The sequence below is a fragment of the Marinobacterium sp. NO-S09 genome (assembly GCF_059179545.1).
Window position 1 is genome coordinate 3,225,464 of the sequence record NZ_CP168954.1, and the last position, 17,312, is coordinate 3,242,775.

The 17,312-nt window shown below is 55.4% G+C and carries 16 protein-coding genes; 4 read left to right on the forward strand and 12 right to left on the reverse strand.

Annotated elements, in window-relative coordinates:
* Positions 1 to 62 precede the first annotated feature (62 nt).
* Genes O3C79_RS14865 through O3C79_RS14900 form a run of 8 tightly spaced genes read right to left on the reverse strand, consistent with a single transcriptional unit; the run spans position 63 to position 7,381 of the window.
* Positions 63 to 1,244 (reverse strand): acetyl-CoA C-acyltransferase, encoded by a 1,182-nt coding sequence (locus O3C79_RS14865; protein ID WP_494383743.1) that lies wholly within the window; start codon positions 1,242 to 1,244, stop codon positions 63 to 65.
* On the reverse strand, positions 1,241 to 2,515 hold the full coding sequence (locus O3C79_RS14870; RefSeq protein ID WP_494383744.1) for an ArgE/DapE family deacylase: 1,275 nt from the start codon (positions 2,513 to 2,515) through the stop codon (positions 1,241 to 1,243). Before O3C79_RS14870 ends, O3C79_RS14865 begins: the two co-directional genes overlap by 4 nt.
* Complete coding sequence (locus O3C79_RS14875) at positions 2,512 to 3,159, reverse strand: 3-oxoacid CoA-transferase subunit B (RefSeq protein ID WP_494383745.1); 648 nt, start codon at positions 3,157 to 3,159, stop codon at positions 2,512 to 2,514. The genes O3C79_RS14870 and O3C79_RS14875 overlap by 4 nt, the downstream gene beginning before the upstream one ends.
* Entirely contained in the window at positions 3,146 to 3,841 is a 696-nt protein-coding gene (locus tag O3C79_RS14880; RefSeq protein WP_494383746.1) for a CoA transferase subunit A, read from the reverse strand. The genes O3C79_RS14875 and O3C79_RS14880 overlap by 14 nt, the downstream gene beginning before the upstream one ends.
* On the reverse strand, positions 3,838 to 4,596 hold the full coding sequence (locus O3C79_RS14885) for an amino acid ABC transporter ATP-binding protein (protein WP_076460139.1): 759 nt from the start codon (positions 4,594 to 4,596) through the stop codon (positions 3,838 to 3,840). The genes O3C79_RS14880 and O3C79_RS14885 overlap by 4 nt, the downstream gene beginning before the upstream one ends.
* A gap of 2 nt (positions 4,597 to 4,598) precedes the next feature.
* Positions 4,599 to 5,261 (reverse strand): amino acid ABC transporter permease, encoded by a 663-nt coding sequence (locus O3C79_RS14890; RefSeq protein WP_076460141.1) that lies wholly within the window; start codon positions 5,259 to 5,261, stop codon positions 4,599 to 4,601.
* A gap of 11 nt (positions 5,262 to 5,272) precedes the next feature.
* Positions 5,273 to 6,037 carry an ABC transporter substrate-binding protein gene (locus O3C79_RS14895; RefSeq protein ID WP_217695076.1) on the reverse strand — a complete coding sequence of 255 codons (765 nt, stop codon included), beginning with the start codon at positions 6,035 to 6,037 and terminating at the stop codon, positions 5,273 to 5,275.
* 27 nt (positions 6,038 to 6,064) lie between these two features.
* Positions 6,065 to 7,381 (reverse strand): aminotransferase family protein, encoded by a 1,317-nt coding sequence (locus tag O3C79_RS14900; protein WP_494383747.1) that lies wholly within the window; start codon positions 7,379 to 7,381, stop codon positions 6,065 to 6,067.
* Positions 7,382 to 7,573: 192 nt separating this feature from the next.
* Between O3C79_RS14900 and O3C79_RS14905 the strand changes: the two genes are divergently transcribed.
* On the forward strand, positions 7,574 to 8,476 hold the full coding sequence (locus O3C79_RS14905; RefSeq protein ID WP_494383748.1) for a LysR family transcriptional regulator: 903 nt from the start codon (positions 7,574 to 7,576) through the stop codon (positions 8,474 to 8,476).
* Positions 8,477 to 8,601: 125 nt separating this feature from the next.
* Here O3C79_RS14905 and O3C79_RS14910 read toward each other — a convergent pair whose 3' ends face one another.
* From O3C79_RS14910 to O3C79_RS14925, 4 genes are all read right to left on the reverse strand, one after another.
* On the reverse strand, positions 8,602 to 10,104 hold the full coding sequence (locus tag O3C79_RS14910) for a Na+/H+ antiporter NhaC family protein (protein ID WP_010321747.1): 1,503 nt from the start codon (positions 10,102 to 10,104) through the stop codon (positions 8,602 to 8,604).
* A gap of 91 nt (positions 10,105 to 10,195) precedes the next feature.
* Positions 10,196 to 11,485, reverse strand: coding sequence for an NAD(P)/FAD-dependent oxidoreductase (locus O3C79_RS14915; RefSeq protein ID WP_010321748.1), 1,290 nt, complete (start codon positions 11,483 to 11,485; stop codon positions 10,196 to 10,198).
* A gap of 425 nt (positions 11,486 to 11,910) precedes the next feature.
* The gene (locus O3C79_RS14920) at positions 11,911 to 12,630 is read right to left on the reverse strand and encodes a glutamine amidotransferase-related protein (RefSeq protein ID WP_417532944.1); all 720 of its coding nucleotides are present in this window, start codon (positions 12,628 to 12,630) and stop codon (positions 11,911 to 11,913) included.
* A 31-nt stretch (positions 12,631 to 12,661) separates the two neighbouring features.
* On the reverse strand, positions 12,662 to 14,002 hold the full coding sequence (locus tag O3C79_RS14925; RefSeq protein WP_010321750.1) for a glutamine synthetase family protein: 1,341 nt from the start codon (positions 14,000 to 14,002) through the stop codon (positions 12,662 to 12,664).
* A gap of 193 nt (positions 14,003 to 14,195) precedes the next feature.
* On the opposite strand from O3C79_RS14925, the gene O3C79_RS14930 reads away from it, so the two are divergent.
* From O3C79_RS14930 to O3C79_RS14940, 3 genes are all read left to right on the forward strand, one after another.
* Positions 14,196 to 14,900, forward strand: coding sequence for a GntR family transcriptional regulator (locus O3C79_RS14930; protein WP_010321751.1), 705 nt, complete (start codon positions 14,196 to 14,198; stop codon positions 14,898 to 14,900).
* A 162-nt stretch (positions 14,901 to 15,062) separates the two neighbouring features.
* Entirely contained in the window at positions 15,063 to 16,451 is a 1,389-nt protein-coding gene (locus tag O3C79_RS14935; protein WP_010321752.1) for an aspartate aminotransferase family protein, read from the forward strand.
* A 27-nt stretch (positions 16,452 to 16,478) separates the two neighbouring features.
* The gene (locus O3C79_RS14940) at positions 16,479 to 17,297 is read left to right on the forward strand and encodes a LuxR C-terminal-related transcriptional regulator (protein ID WP_494383749.1); all 819 of its coding nucleotides are present in this window, start codon (positions 16,479 to 16,481) and stop codon (positions 17,295 to 17,297) included.
* Positions 17,298 to 17,312: the final 15 nt, after the last annotated feature.

The window sequence follows — 17,312 nt, forward strand, 5'->3', positions numbered from 1 at the left end:
GCAGCTATCTATGGTTATACCTCATGCATCAGCGATGTCCAAACCCTGTGCTTTGCCCACACTCAGCAGCTTTCGATAAGTACTGCTATACCTTGGCCCCCTCCAATGCAGGCGGCGGCCACACCTAATTTTTTGCCTTCACGCTTGAGGTTATGCGCCAACGTACCTGCCAGACGAATGCCGGTTGCGCCAAGCGGATGACCCAGAGCCAAAGCACCACCATGAATATTGACCTTTTCAGGGTCCAGATTCAGAGTCTGAATAGCATAGAGCGGCACCACGCTGAAGGCTTCATTGATCTCCCAAAGGTCAATTTGCTCAGGCTTGAAGTCAAACTGAGCCAAGAGCCGCTGCACAGCCGGCACAACACCTGCGCCCATCAGCTCTGGCTTCACGCCCCGATCAACACACCCCAGCACCCGAGCCAAGGGCTCCTGGCTATGGGTTTTCAGCGCTGCTTCTGACATTAGCGTTGCAAGCGCGGCACCGCTGGTCAGGGGTGAACTGTTACCAGCTGTTACCTGCCCCTGTTCGGCAAATACCGGGTTCAGTGTTGCCAAAACGTCCAGTCGGGTATCCGCACGGATGTTGGCGTCCTGCTGAAAAACCTCCTCGTTCGCAAGCTGGACCGGCATGATCTCGTCAGCCCAGACACCTGCCTGCTGTGCACGTGCCGCCAACGAATGAGAGCGAACAGCGAATGTATCCATCTGCTCACGGGAGATGCCCGCCTGAGTCGCCAGTCGCTCCGCAGTTAGCCCCATATTCATCACCACTGACATTTCATAGGATTTGCCAGTGTCAGTCGGCAACTCGGGTATCGTAAGCACACCGCCCTGAAACAGGGCCGGGCCCATCGGAACACGCGTCATGTGCTCATAGCCACCAGCCAGAGCGATATCCGCCGAGCCAGAAGCAATACTCAATGCCGAGAAGCGAAGTGCTGCCAGGCCCGAGCCACACTGCTGGTCAATCTGACGGCTGGCACACTGGTCTCCCAACCGGCTCTCAAACAGGGGATAGCGCCCGCCAAAACTCCATTGCTCTTTTACCGCCAGGGCACAGCCCAGATTAAAGTCATCGATCTGTGTCGGGTCTACTCGACGACGTTCCAGCGAATAGTCAATCAACGCTGCCAAAAGCCTGTCAGCGGGCTGCTCCACCAAGGCATCGACTTCCGTTTTTTTCGGGTGCGCGCGGCTGAATGCAGTGCGCGCATAATCGGTAATAAAAACAGGTTTCATGCGGGCTCCAGTTTGCACCAGCGACTGATAAACAGGGCGTAGGTTTTCAGAACATGACGGATGGACTCGATATCAACGCTCTCGTCGATGCCATGAATATTGCGCGCGACTGGCCCGTAGCAGGTACCGGCCGTACGGCTATAAAAATGGAAGGCACGCAGGTCTGTGGTACAGGTCGACAGGTATTCTTTGGGCCGCTCCTGAGTCAGCGACTCATGACAGCCACTTAACAGGTTGATGCCCGGGTCAGCCATATCAACCAGATGCCCTTCGGAACGAAAGCCGTGAAAGCGCAACACAGGCTTTTCCGTGACAAAGGCCTTCTCCGTGCGCGCAGCCTGCTCGATACAGTCATTTACCCGTTGCATGATCTCGTTGGCACACATGCCGGGAGGAAAGCCGATTCGACCTTCCATCTGCGCATGCGAAGGCACACTGGATGCCCAGTTACCGCCCTGAATAGTGCCTATGTTCAAGTTGAAGGGCCGCTCAATCGCATCATAAGGAGGTGCACGGAAGTTGGAGTTCAACTCGTCTTCCAGTGACTTGAGCCAGGGGATCAGTAGTTGCAGTTTTTCGATAGCACTCTGCCCCGCAGAGGTATCCAGCACGTGCGCGGGCTTGCCCTTTACGACTACCTTGAACCAGAGCACGCCGACCTGACCTGAGTAGATTTGCGGACCGAAAGGCTCAGGGATCAAGACAAAATCGCCACCAAAACCCTGCTGCAGACACGCCAGTGCACCATTACCGGAGCACTCCTCTTCTACAACTGCCTGTATCGTCAGTGGCGATTTGATCTCAAAACCGGCATGACGCACTGCATGCACGGCGTAGATCATGGCGGCCACACCGGACTGCATATCACCGGCACCACGGCCATAGAGCCAGCCATCTTTTTCCCAAGGTTCATTCGGCAGGTGCGTCCACATATCCGGCGGATCGGCACTGACCACATCCAGGTGGCCATTCAGCACCAGCGTCTTGCCTTCAGCACCCCGATTCAACTGGGAGACCAGGTTGTATTTGTTCTCGTGATCCCATTCAACTGGCGCATAGAGCGAATGACCGCACATGGCTTCATGCTTCATCTCTACGCGCTGTACCGGCAATCCAAGGTCATTCAACTGGCCTTCAACCACATTGAGTACACCCTGTTCCTGATTCAACACGGCATACTGACTCACCATATCCTTGGTGAATGCGATAGTGTCATCAAAGACCTGATCACAGCTTTTCAGTATCTGCTGTTCATGCTCGGCAAGACTCATGATGCCTCCAGTTCCTGGGGGAAGATCAGCTCGGCTTCCGTTATTGCCTGCAGCGCTTCGTTGCTGATGGGTTCCAGCTTCTCTCGCACCACCAACCCTTCCGGCGTCACATCAATCACGGCTTTCTCGGTAATGATGCGCGAGACACAAGACTCGGCGGTGAGCGGCAAGCGACACTGTTTGAGAACCTTAGGTGCCCCCTTCTTATCGCAGTGAGTCGTCAACACCACAATACGCGGCGTTTTTTGCGCCAGCTCCATAGCTCCGCCGATACCGGGGGAGAACTTGCCCGGAATCTTCCAGTTGGCCAGGTTGCCCTGTTGATCAACCTCGAAAGCACCGATCATTGTCAGATCCAGCTTGCCGCGCCGTATCATGGCAAAGGACACGGCACTGTCGAAGAAAGCGCTGCCGGGGCGCGTCGCGATATAGGCGCCTGCGGAATCGATCAGAAACGGGTCCATCTGCTCCCGTTGCGCCTGCTTCCAGGCCCCCAACACACCGTTTTCGGTATGAATAAGAACATCCATATCCTCCGGCAGGTGATGAATCACCTGGGTCGGCAGTCCGATCCCCAGGTTCACGATGTTGCCCGGCTGAATTTCCCGAGCAGCACGACTGATGATGCGCTTAATGTCGGACATGATGTTCCATAATCCCGTAGTCATTCGTCAGGGCGGGTAACACCACCAGACTGCTTACAAAAGCACTGGGAGTGTGGATGCAGGCAGGCTCAAGCTCACCCGGCGCACGACAGTGGGCGGTTTCAACAATCACCTGATTCGCCGCCATGGCCATCAGCGGGCTGAAATTAATGGCACTGCCCTGATAGACCAGGTTGCCAAAGGTGTCGGCCTGGGCCGCATGAATCAGGGCAAAGTCGGCCCCCAATGCCATTTCAACCTTGTATCGCGAACCTTTCCAGTCAAGCAGATCCTCAGGCCTGGTAATCTCGGACTCCAGGCCGATATCGGAGAGAAAACCAAAGCTGCCAGCACCGGCCGTGCGAATCTTTTCCGCGAAGATGCCCTGGGGGTGAAACTCCACTTCCAGCACACCTTCATTCATCAATTCAATGACACGGCGGTTCAGCCCGATATGGGTCGAGACCAGTTTGTCGACCTGACCGTTTTCGATCAGCTTACTGATACCGATGCCCATTTCATTGGCATCGTTCTTGATCAGGGTAAGGTGCTTCTGTCCTTGCTTCAGCAGTTCATCGATCAGCGCAAAGGGCGTGCCCGGGCTGCCGAAGCCTCCGACCATGATGCTTGCCCCATCCGGGATCTGGGCAATGGCCTGCTCAATTGTTTGCTGCTTGTTCATGAGTGAATACTGGCCAAAAATTGTTGGGTACGTTGATGCTGAGGATTGCCGAAGACCTGATCAGGTGTCCCCTGCTCCACAATGAAGCCGCCATCCATAAAAATGACGCGGTCGGCCACCTTGCGGGCAAACTCCATCTCATGGGTCACGATCAACATGGTCATGCCCTCTTTGGCCAGGCCTTCCATCACCGACAGCACTTCCCCGACCAACTCCGGGTCCAGTGCTGAGGTAGGCTCATCAAACAGCATGACGCTCGGGTTCATGGCCAGCGCACGCACAATCGCCACGCGCTGTTTCTGGCCGCCGGACAGCATGTCGGGATAGGCATCACGCTTGTCTGCCAAACCGACACTGGTCAGCAGCTGCATCGCCTTCTCCTCAGCCTCGGCCTTGTTCTGTTTGAGCACCTGCACAGGTCCTTCAATGACGTTTTGCAGGATGCTCATGTGGGGGAACAGGTGAAAGTGCTGGAACACCATGCCCAGGTTGGTCCGCACCTCGCACAGATGCTTATCAAACGCTTTGCCCTTCAGGGAGGTATCGTTGATAAACATGCCATTGACATGGATCTCCCCGGCAGTGGGGACTTCCAGGTGGTTAATGGTGCGCAACAGCGTACTTTTGCCAGACCCGCTGGGCCCGATGATGCAAATGACTTCCCCGGCTTCAACCTGCAGATCCACCGACCGCAGCACTTCCAGGTCGCCGTAACACTTTCTCAGCGCCTCGACTCTGACGATAGCGTCACTCATGGTTAACTCCTTTGGGTCTTCAGGTGCATCCGTTTTTCGACGGCTCGCAGCGCCAGTGCGGTTGCGGACGTCAGGATGGCATAGAGGATGGTGGCCGCCAGATACAGCTCGAAGGGTTTATAGGTTGTACCCACCAGCTGCTGGGTTTTCATGGTGAGCTCCACCAGAGTGATGGTCGACACCAGAGAGGTATCCTTGATCAGGATGATAAAGTTATTCCCCAAGGGCGGAATGATGTTACGTACCGCCTGCGGGAGAATGATCCTGCGCATGGCTTGCGCATGGGTCATGCCGATTGAAAGCGCCGCCTCGGTCTGACCATGGCTGATGGATTGAATGCCGGCACGAATGGTTTCGGCGTTGTAGGCCCCCACATTGAGTGCCAGCCCCAATACCCCTGATACAAATGGAGACAACTCCAATCCGAACTGAGGCAACCCGTAGTAGATCAGGAACAGCTGTACCAGCAGCGGAGTGGAACGGATCAGCCAGATGTAGAAACTGGCGATACCAAAAAGCACGCGATTACTGGATAGCCGTGCCAGCGCAGCCGCCAAACCGAATATAAGCCCCAGTACCAGAGAGATAACCGAGATATACAGTGTCAGCAGTGCTGCTTCCGAAAGAATCGGAAAATACTTAACGATGATTGCCCAGTCGAACATTGCCGCGCCCCTTATCGGATATCAGTACCGAACCACTTTTCACTGATCTGCTGATAGGTCCCGTCAGCCTGCATATCAGCAAGTGCCTTGTTGATGGCGCTGAGCAGCTCAGGGTTATCTTTCTGCATGGCAATGCCAATCAGCTCCGGATACAGCAGGTCACCCGCCATCTGAATCGGCATATCCCGTTCCTGAATGGCCATCAGCCCGGTGAGACGGTCAGTGACAAAGCCAGACAAACGCCCGGACTGGGTTTCCATCATCATCTGGGGAACACCCTTGTAGGTGCGTACTTCTACATCCGGTGCATTTTCACGCAGCCAGCCTTCAAAGGTGGTCCCCAGGGTGACGCCGATTTTGGCGCCTTTCAGCTCTGCCAGGCTGGTCGATTCGGCGCCTTTCTTAACAAAAAGCTGAGCGCCTGAGCGGTAGTAAGGGTTGGAGAAATCGATGGTTTTGAGACGCTCATCGGTAATGGCCATGGAGCCAATAATCGTGTCGTAACGGTTAGCCAGAAGGCCAGCGATGATGCCATCCCAGGCCGTTGCGATCGGCTCGCCTTCAACGCCGATGCGTTTGGCAATTTCACGGCCGATCTCAACATCGAACCCCGCCAGATCACCCTGTTCATCTACAAAGTTGAACGGAGGGTAGGCACCGGACATGGCAAAAGTCAGTTCATTTTCGCTTTTAACCGTCTCCAGGCCACCGGCAGCCTGAGCGTTTGATGCAAGTGCCAGCCCGAAACAGGCTGTCATTATCATTTTTTTCAACATTGCATTTCCCCTTTCGTTTTTGGAGTATTACCGGCCACTCAGATCAGCCAGTGACTGATCGAACAGGCGCAGAATTTCGTCGATTTCCTCTCGTGTTACCGTCAGCGGTGGAGTGATCAGCACATGATCACCTCGTACACCGTCCAAGGTTCGTCTTGGATACACCAGCAAGCCACGTGCTTTGGCCAGGCGAGTGATCTCATTGAAAATGTTGTCTTCAGCGGGATATGGGGTTTTGCTGTCACGATCAGCGACAAACTCGACGCCCTGAAGCAGACCTACGCCACGCACCTGACCGATACAGGCATGCTTTTCTGCCAACTTATCCAGGCCTTCTCTAAGATAGGCTCCCTGACGGGCAGCATTGGCAACCAGCTCCTGCTCCTTGGTTGCTCTGACAACGGCCAGAGCCGTAGCACAGGCCAGAGGATTGCCGGCATAGGTGTGGCCATGCATGAAACCGCCCGTCTCCAACACCTGGTCAACCAGTTCCTGCCTGGCCATCATGGCGGCCACCGGGTAATAGCCGGCCCCCATGCCCTTGGCCAACGCGATCAGATCGGGTTTGACGCCCCAGTGTTGGTAGGCAAACCATTCGCCTGTTCGGCCCATGCCCGAGAGCACTTCGTCCAGAATCAGCAGGCAGCCATGACGGTCACAGATCTCGCGAATGCCTTCCATGTACTGACGGTTGAGCATGCGTGCTCCGGTGCTGGCCCCGCCAACAGGCTCGATTGCAATCGCGATGATGTGTTCACCGCCCACCTCGGCAATGGCCTCATCGGTTTCAGCCAATACGGACGCAACATGCTCTTCCAGGGTGTTTTCTTGATAGCGGTAGAAATCAGGAGAAGGAACCTTGATCGACCCCAGTGTGATATCCGTGAAAGGTGCTTCCAGGGGTTGGTAGCCGGTTAAACTCAGCGCGCCGAGGGTACTGCCGTGGTAGGAGGGTCGCAGGGAGACAAAGTGGGTACGCTGTGATTGACCAATACTGACAAAATATTGCCGTGCCAGCTTCATGGCACTTTCAACCGCTTCCGATCCGCTGCCGACAAAGAAAACCTTATCCAGATCCCCTTGCGTCAGCTCGACGAGTTCTTCTGCCAGGTCGATCGCAACCTGGCTTTCGAACTGGGTGCGATAACTGAATGCAACGCGGCCCAGTTGCTCAGCCATTGCCGCTTTAACAGCCGGATGGTTGTGACCGAGATTGCAGGTAATGGCACCCGAACAGGCATCAATATAACGCTTGCCATCGACATCCCAGATGTAGATGCCGTCTGCGTGTGAGACCAGCGGCAACTGGCCACTGGCTTGATAAAAGAGAGCGTTCCCGGTCATGGAATCAAATACTCCGTTGTCAAAATTCTGTTGTTTTTAGTATGGAAATGATTATAGGGAGATATTTTTTATTATTTCAACGCATAATGTTTTTTCATTAAAATATGATTTTTAGTCATCAACTATAATGACAACTTGATCACGTCTAATCCGGTTAAAACCGAATAGAAAACAACAAGATGGGCACTGGTAATGGCTGACATTAATCTGAATTCGCTGAAATCCCTGATTATTTTCAAGACGCTTTATGAGCAGGGAACAGCCACACGGACGGCCAAGGAGCTGGGCATAACCCAGTCCGGGGTCAGCCGTTCGCTGGCTCAACTGGAAGAAAATATCAATATGGCGCTGTTCATCCGGCATAAGAAACGGCTGGTTCCCATGCCGGAGGCGGATGAGCTCTATGGTGAAATTCTCAGGTTGATGGACAACCTTGAGGAGATGAAGCACAGCATTGTTGCTCTCAGAGAATTTGGTGCCTCACGCATGCGTTTGGCATCGGCACCCGCGCTGGGCTTCGCCTTTGTCCCCAGGCTGATTGCCAACATTCTCAGGATCAACCCGAAATACAGCATTTACTTCGACATCATGCCCAGCCCCGAAGTGGTGCGCTCCATCGAGGCAGGACACTTTGATGCAGGCTTTGTAACCTTGCCGGTCAACTCACAGGCGCTGGTTGTAGAAGAACTCTTCAGTGTAAAAGCCGTCTGCCTGGTCCCCAAAGACCACCCATTGGCAGACTTGGAAACCATTCATGTAAAAGACCTGCGCGGCCAGCATCTGGTAATACCCAACCAGCCAAACCTGGCTGCTGATCAGCTTCTGGCACTCATCAATGAAAACAACATCAGAATTGCCGGTAAAACCGAGGCCAATATTGCTGCGATCTGTTCACTGGTTGCCAACGGCGTGGGGATAAGCCTGATCAACCCGATTACCGCTTTCGATAACCTGGCCGCCAGCCGGGACTTTGTCATCAAACCCTTTGAGCCCAGTTTTCATTACAGTTTTGGTCTGGCCTATCGGCAGAGCTGGTCCGGCAATCAGCTGATTCAACACCTGCGGGAAAGTCTGCCCAATCAGCCTGAATTTTGACGCGCCCGGGATGACAAAGCGATGCCAATGGGGAGAGAGAGTTTGGCGGTATCAGAAACTTTGAGTAGAGGGTGACCCCAGCCACCCGGTCGGGGCCGGATGACAGGGGTCGGGTGAGGCAGGGATCAGGCGAAGGCGAAGCCCAGCACCAGGAAGGCGATAAAGGCGAACACTGAACCCAGCAGAGCATAAGGAATCTGGGTCCAGGCATGCTGCATGGAGGTACAGCCGGAGCCTTGCGCCGAGAGCACAGTGGAGTCACTGAAGAAGCAGGCGTGGCTGCCAAATGCGGACGCTGAGAGCAATGCACCCACGGTCAGCGGCATGGACATATCGATGGTCTGGGCAATGGGGATCACGATCGGCAGAGACACCACGAACACGCCCCAGCTGGAACCGGTGGCGAATACCACCGCCGCCATGACAGCGAACACCAGCGCCGGCAGCAGCTCTTTTGACAGATACGGTGTGATGGACTCGATGATGTACGGGGTCATACCCAGCTGATCGTTCACGTCCTTGAGCATGAAGCCGGCACAGACCACGGCGATCGGATGCAGCATCACCTTGAAGCCATCCAGCATGGAGTCGACCATCTGGCCAAAGTTCAGCAGGCTCTGCCAGTAGTACAGCACCATGGTGAACAGGGATGCAGTCAGGGCACCCAGCAGCAGGTCGATTTCATAGTAAACACTGGCACCGACCAGTACGGCCATCGGCAGCAGGAAGTTGATCAGGCCAACCATGGGCGACACTTTTTTGATCTTCGAGGTATCGAAGCCGTCCTGCGCCACGCCCGGGGGTACGGTTTCACCTTTCTGCGCACGGGCTTCGGCCTGTTTCATGGCACCCAGGTTGCCAATCACGCCTGCAGCGACCAGGAAAACCACCAGCAGCGCCACCCAGCCGTAGGCCATGAAAGGGATGGATTCGATGTAGAGCGACATACCCTTGCCAGATTCGGTCGCGCCGTTCTCTTCCAGCAGCGCGGCAAAGTAGACCGCCCAGGTAGAGATCGGAACCAGAATACACACGGGGGCTGCCGTGGAGTCGACCAGGTAGGCCAGTTTCTCGCGGGAGATTTTGTACTTGTCGGTCAGCGTCTTCATCGATGCCGACACCGCAAGGGAGTTGAGGTAGTCGTCGATGAACACCATGATGCCCAGCGAACAGGTGGTCAGCATGGTGCCGCGCTTGGTTTTGATGCGACGGGCCAGAATCTCACCGAAGCTGACGACACTGCCGCCCCGCTCCAGAATATTGATCAAACCGCCCATCATGCCGCACACCAGTACGATCCAGGCGATGGTCTCATTCATCACCACGTTGATGGAGAGATCCCCGAGACCGGTAACGACTTCCATCGGGTTGAGCAGAATCAAGCCGGCGATAATCCCGGCGAAGATAGCCTCCAGCGAGCGCTTGCTGTAGACCGCGACACAGAGTGTCAGAATAGCGGGCATGATGCTGATAAAGCCGAAGTTGCCGGAGTCAGCATATTGCGTGGAAAGGTACCCAAAGCCCGCCATAATGGCACTGTAGAACAGAATCCAGCGGGTTTTCTGGGACAGGTTTTGACGATGATTCTGCGTCAGGGGGCCTGCAGAAACGGTCGGGTTACTATTCATAAAATGACCTGTTGTTTGATTTATTATGCTTATTTCAAGGTCGGTTGATGATCTGGCGCTTCAGATCACCAACCACCAGGGTTTACCGGAATTAGATACCCAGCTTGTCGCGCAGGTTGTAATAGAAGGCGCCCATCGCGGTATAGGGGATGCGCATCATGCGGCCGCCGGGGAAGGGGTATTGCGGCAGGGATGCAAAAATGTCGTAGCGTTCGGCCTGGCCCTGAATGGCATCCGACAGCACCTTGCCCGCCAGATGTGAACAGGTCACACCATGGCCGCTGTAGCCCTGGGCGTAGTAGATGTTGGCATTGGCACCGACACGACCAAACTGGGGCAGGCGCATCAGGGTCAGCAGAAAGTTACCGGTCCAGGCGAAGTCCACTTTGGTCTCTTTCAGATGCGGGAAGGTTTTCAGCATCTTCGGCACGATCAGGGATTCAATTTTACCTGGCTCGCGAGCGCCATAGGTCACGCCGCCGCCGTAGATCAGACGACCATCGCCGGACAGGCGGTAGTAATCAAGCAGGTAGTTACAGTCTTCCACGCACTGATCCTGCGGCAGCAGGTCACGCTGCTGGGCTTCACTCAGAGGTTCAGTGGTGATCACCTGAGTGCCACAGGGCATCGCCTGGGCCTGCAGTTTGGGAATAAGGTCACCGAGGTAAGCATTGCCAGCCACCACGATAAAGTTGGCGGTTACACAGCCTTTGGGCGTGTGAACCTTAACCTTCTCACCCTCTTCCACTTTCACCGCGGGTGAGCCTTCGTAGATGACACCGCCCATGGACTCAACGGCCTGGGCTTCACCCAGTACCAGGTTCAACGGATGGAAATGACCGCCAGATTTATCCAGCAGCGCCCCTTCGTAACGGCTGGTGCCGATGTAAGAACGCACTTCGGACTCGCTCAGCAATTCCAGATCCGGATGGCCATGCTTCTCCCAAAGCGCCTTTTTCTCCTGCAGCTCCTTGAACTGTTTGCCGTTACAGGCTGCGAAAATACCGCCGTCTTTCAGATCACACTGAATGCCGTAATCTTTCACCAGGCGGCGAATGATCTTGCCACCCTCAAACGCCATGGCCCCCATCGCCTTGCCGGTTTCCTGGCCATAGTGGCGTTCGATGAAATCGATGTCTCGACTGTAACTGTGAACAATCTGCCCACCGTTACGGCCTGATGCGCCAAAGCCGATACGCGTGGCTTCCAGTACAACAACCTTGAAGCCCTGTTCAGACAGATGCAGCGCGGTGGACAGCCCGGTAAAACCAGCGCCGATGATGCATACATCCGCCTGCACCTGACCTTCCAGAGCCGGGCGAATGCGCTTATCGTTTGCAGAGGCTGCATAATACGATGTGGTATGTGAAAGTGCAGACATGTTGTTTCTCGTATTTAGATGAACCGGTCTTGGCGCCGGCATGTAAACCCAGTGGGAAATGATCTCCGCAGAGACGTTTGCCCTTGTGTAAACACCTTACGTTTCAGCCCGCTTGCAGATATATACCCACCAGGGGATATATTTACGTTTTCAGAAGATCCTCGAATGTAAGACAAACACCCGACAAATCACCTGCAAAAGCAACGAACGTCCAAACCAAGCAAAACCATGCCCTGCAATCGAACAGCTCGCACCAATTCAGTGCAAAAAGAATAACGAGGGCTATAAAGAACGGCTGTATTTCGATAAAAAAAACCGGGTCGGTTTATTTTGGACACAAAAAAAGGACACCCATCGCCGCAAGATTTATACCTGCGACAACGGGTATCCCCTTTTATAAAACCCGGCCTGTTAAGCCTTAATACTTACTCGGCCGTCATCATCAAGCGGGCCAGCCAGTGACCGACCCGGTCCGAGTCTGTGCCGCTGGCTGACAAATCCAGGCTAGCCAGCGCCTTGTCGGCATCCGCATCGGAAAACACAGCGCCCTTGCGCAACTGCAGCAGCGCCTGCTCAAAATCACTCTGGAACTCGGGATGCGCTTGCAGCGTGACAATCCTGTCGCCATACACCAGGCCGGCATAACGGCAGAAATCAGAAGTGGCAAACACCTCGGCAGACTCCGGTTTCTCAACCACCTGATACTGGTGAATGGCATTGATGCTGAAGCTTGATGCTTCACCGGTGTCGAGCAACCCGGTATCCAGCAAGGCATACTCCTGCAACCCCAGACCCCAGCCACCGTCAAACCGCTCAACCTTGCCGCCCAATGCCTGAGCAATAATCTGATGTCCAAAGCAGATGCCCGCTAGTGGTTTTCTCGCCGCAACAATCTCCAGCACCAGGCTTTCCAGACGCGCAATCCAGGGCGTACCCTCGTCCACATTGTGCTTGGAGCCTGTGATCACCCAGGCATCACAGGCATCGGCTCCGGCGGGAAATTCATCCAGCCTCACCTCATAGCGGCAGAACTCGGCGTCGACACCTGAGCGCTGCAGCAGGTCCTGCACCATATCGGCGTAACTGCCATGCTGGCTGACCAGCTCATCCGGCGAGGTTCCCGCCGCCAGGATTCCGACTTTCATACTCTTTACCCCAATTCCTCAGCAGCTCGTATTAAAGAAAGCCCAGGTAGGACTCGTACTCAATATCGGAAATCTGCGCGTGCAACTTCTGCAGCTCCTGGCGCTTGGCAGCGGTAAAGACGTGGACGAACTCCTCACCCATGTACGCCTTCAGGATCTTGCTGCGGCTGAACAGTTTGATGGCATCATCCCACTTGTTCGGCAGCGCCAGTTCAGGGTCCACATCTTCAGAGTAGGCATCGCCTTCTACGGATTCCGGCGGCATCAACTTGTTTTCAATACCGTACAGAGCCCCCGCCAGAATGGTCGCCAGCACCAGGTATGGGTTGGCGTCCGCACCGGAAACACGGTGTTCAATACGGCGTGCAACGGGTGGGCTTTCCGGAATACGGATCGCCACGGTGCGGTTCTCATAGCCCCAGCTGGCACAGGTCGGCGCATGCGCTCCCACCATGAAACGGCGATAGGAGTTCAAGTGCGGGGCAAAGGCCAGCATGCTTTCCGGCATGGTCTGCATCAAACCGGCCACCGCATGCATGAGTACATCCGTACCCTCTTCACCGCCATTGTCGAACACGTTCTCACCCTGTTCATTCAGCAGGCTGAAATGAACATGGAAACCGTTGCCACTCTTGTCGGCATAGGGCTTGGCCATAAAGGTGGCAGAATAGTTGTGCTTACGGGCAATACCACGCACCAGGCGCTTGAACATGATGGCCTGGTCACCGGCCAGCATGGGGTCGTCAACGTGGTTGAGGTTGATCTCGAACTGGCCCGGGCCCAACTCGGAGATAATCGTATCGGCCGGTACTCCCTGAAGCTCACAGGTAGCACGGACCTCGGCGAAGAAAGAGGCCAGGCCATCCATTTCATCAATCGAGTAACAGTCCGTCTCCGCCAGTCGGCGACCATGACCTTCAACCAGTACCGGCGGCTTGGGACGCTGAGTCTCTTCAGACTCGGCATCCATAAGGTAAAACTCAAGCTCGGTGGCCACTACCGGCGTCAGTCCCAGTGCCTTGAAGCGGTCGACTACCGATGCCAGCACTTGGCGAGGATCCGCCAGGAAACGAGAACCATCAGGGTTAAACATGGTTGCCATCAGCTGGCTGCGTGGAGATTCCGCCCAAGGCACGGATACCGGCTCTTTCTGCACCGGCATGCAAACACCATCACTGTCACCCGTTTCAAATACCAGCCCGTTATCCAGGACATCATCACCCCAGAAATCGACCCCGACCACGGAACGCGGCAGTTTAACGCCCTCTTCCATGATTTTATTCAGCGCCGACGCTGGCATGCGTTTGCCTCGCAGATTACCGTTCAGATCGGTAATAAAAAGGTCCAATTCTTTTTCATTATCAACAGACATAGAAGATTCTCTCTGGATATCATTCCGCGCCCCGCTCACCCATCGGCCCGGATATCGGGCCAGACCTGGCAGGCTGCGGTCGTTTCGCGTGCAAGGTATCGCAGTTGCTTTACAGCCCGGTGCTGAAAGAAAACATTCACCGGCATCCGTGATCACATTACACTGTGGGCAACACTTCCAGGCCGGAACCGACATGGATAAAACGTCCCCAATACAAATCACCTTAACCGAGCGCTCTGACGCTGTAACTATCACCCAATGGGTATATAAGACACTTCGCAACGCCGTGATGTGTGGAGAAATACTGCCCGGACGTGCCCTGACCATTCGCGAGTTGGCCGGTGTTCTGGATGTCAGCAATATGCCGGTTCGCGAGGCACTACGGCAGCTGGCGGCAGAAAACGCCCTGGAGATCGGGGACAATCGTCGTATCCAGGTGCCGGGCATGACTGCGCCCAAATTCAGGGAACTGTGCGAAGCCCGCATCTGTATCGAAACCCATGCAGCGGCACGCGCACTCCCCTATATTACGCCAGCTACCCTCAATGAGCTTAGACAAATTGATGCCCAGATCGATCAATTGCAGGCGCAAGGCCAACTGGAGCAATCCGGCATTCTCAATCAGGCTTTTCATCGCACGCTCTATGCTGCCAACCCCAACCAGGTGACCCTGCCCATGGTGGAAAGTCTGTGGCTTCAGCTTGGCCCCTTTATGCGCCTGGCACTGGATGAACTGGACCTGGACCAGCTGATCGACCGTCACAGTGAAGCCCTCAGCGCCATTGAAGCCCAGGACGAAGCCGCCTTGTGCAAGGCCATTGAAGCGGATATCCGTGAAGGCGTGAGCCTGGCCGACAGCCCGGAGTTTCGCTATTACCTGACCGCCCAGACACACTGAGAACCACCTCTTTCGCGATCATTCAACACTCCACCAAACAACATGCCGCCTGGACATATTTTGAACAATCTATTGACTTGCTAAAAATGTGATCACAAAATCATGGTTTGTGATCACATTCGTGATCCAGCCCCCACACCAACAATAAGACCGGAGGTCAGTATGCCGATCCAGCAAGAGAGCATGTTCACAACCCGCGATATTCAGGCCACCGACGCCGCCCACCACCTGCACCCTTTCACCAATACCGGTGCTCTGAATGCCAAGGGCGCGCGCGTGATCAGCAAGGGCGAGGGTGTCTGGCTCTGGGACACGGAAGGCAATAAAATTCTCGACGGCATGGCCGGCCTCTGGTGCGTCAACATGGGCTATGGCCGTCAGGAACTGGTGGATGCGGCCGCTCAGCAAATGCAGCAGCTGCCCTACTACAACACCTTTTTCCAGACCACTCATGCCCCGGCAACCGCCCTGGCGCAGGAAATCGCCTCGGTGACACCCGGAGATCTGAACCGTATTTTCTTTGCCGGTTCCGGTTCTGAAGCCGTGGATACCATGATCCGCCTGGTACGCCATTACTGGAGCGTGGTCGGCAAGCCCTACCGTAATATCATCATCTCACGGGAAAACGGCTACCACGGCAGTACCATCGGCGGTGCCAGCCTGGGCGGGATGAAGGGTATGCACGCTCAGGGCGGCCCAATGGTGCCGAATATCGAACACATCCGTCAGCCCTACTGGTATGGCGAAGCCGGCGATATGAACGAGGAAGCGTTCGGTAAGGCCTGTGCACAGGCACTGGAAGAGCGCATTCTGCAGGTCGGCCCTGATAATGTTGCCGCCTTCGTTGGCGAGCCAGTGCAGGGCGCTGGCGGGGTCATCGTACCGCCCGCCAATTACTGGCGTGAAATCCAGGCCATCTGTCGCAAGTACGGCATTCTGCTGGTGGCCGACGAGGTGATCTGTGGTTTTGGCCGCACCGGCAGCTGGTTCGGCAGCCAGACACTGGGTATCGAACCCGACCTGATCACCATGGCCAAGGGGCTGTCTTCCGGCTACCTGCCCATTGCCGCGGTCGCCATGAGTGATCGTGTGGCAGATGCTCTGATTGCTCATGACGAGGATTTCAACCACGGCTTCACCTACTCCGGTCACCCGACGGCTGCCGCCGTGGCGCTGGAGAATATCCGCCTGATGAAAGCGGAAAACATTGTCGACTACGTTGGCACGGATATCGGCCCCTACTTCCAGCAGCAGCTGCGCGCCACCCTGGCGGAGCACCCGCTGGTGGGCCATATTGAAGGAGTGGGTTTGATGGCCGGTATGGCGCTGGTGCAGGATAAAGCCAGCCGCACCCCCTTCCCTGAAGACGCCAACGCCGGGCTGGTCTGCCGAGATCACTGTTTTGAAAACGGCCTGATCATGCGCGCTGTGGGTGACCGCATGGTACTGGCGCCCCCACTCGTAATCAGCCGCAGCGAAGTGGATGAGCTGTGCGAAAAAGCACGCCACTGCTTTGACCTGACCCTGGCGTCACTCAAGCAGAGCGAATAACAGCCCACCTGACTCAGGCAGTAGAAAATGATCAAAAGCAATCATTTAGAAAGCCCCTCAGCCCAGTTCAATCGCAGTCTGGCTACACTGATTGACCACTCGCGGCTGAAGAGCTTTCCCAATTCGCTGGTTGAGTTTCTATCGGAGCTGTGTCATTTCGACACGGCTCTGATGGTCACTTATAAAAAGTCATTCAAGCCGATTATTATTTACCCCACTGACCCGGGCGACATCAGCATCACCCTGCACAACTACATCAACAAGTACTTTGTGCTCGACCCGCTGTTCAACGCCATACAAACGCAAGAGATTGCCACCATCAGCCGGCTCTCCGAGATCGCGCCGGATTCCTTCGAGTCCACGGAGTACTATCAGAGCTGCTACAAGAACTTTGACCTGACCGAAGAGATCAGTCTCGTGACCCAGCTGAACCAGCAGGTGACCTGCGCCCTTACACTGGGCCGGAAATCCACACTGGGGCCGGTGACTCGCGCCGAACTGCAGCGCCTGCAAAGCATCGCGCCAGTGATCAGCTCTCTGATTCGACAGTTCTGGCTGTCGCAGTCGCAGGAGTATGTGAAGTACGAGAAATCGGACAGTGCCATGAAAGAAGCCCTGAAAACCTTCGCCTCAGGGGTTCTGACACGTCGCGAACAGGAGATAACGGCGTTGATTCTGCAGGGCCACTCCTCCAAGGCGATTGCCGGCATGCTCAATATCAGCCCCGGCACCGTGAAGGTTCACCGCAAGAACATCCATACCCGGCTGAACACCTCGACTCAATCGGAGATCTTCAACCTGTTCCTGACCCACCTGAACGAGCTGGAAAACCAGGGCGCTCAGTAAACCCGGCCACCGAGC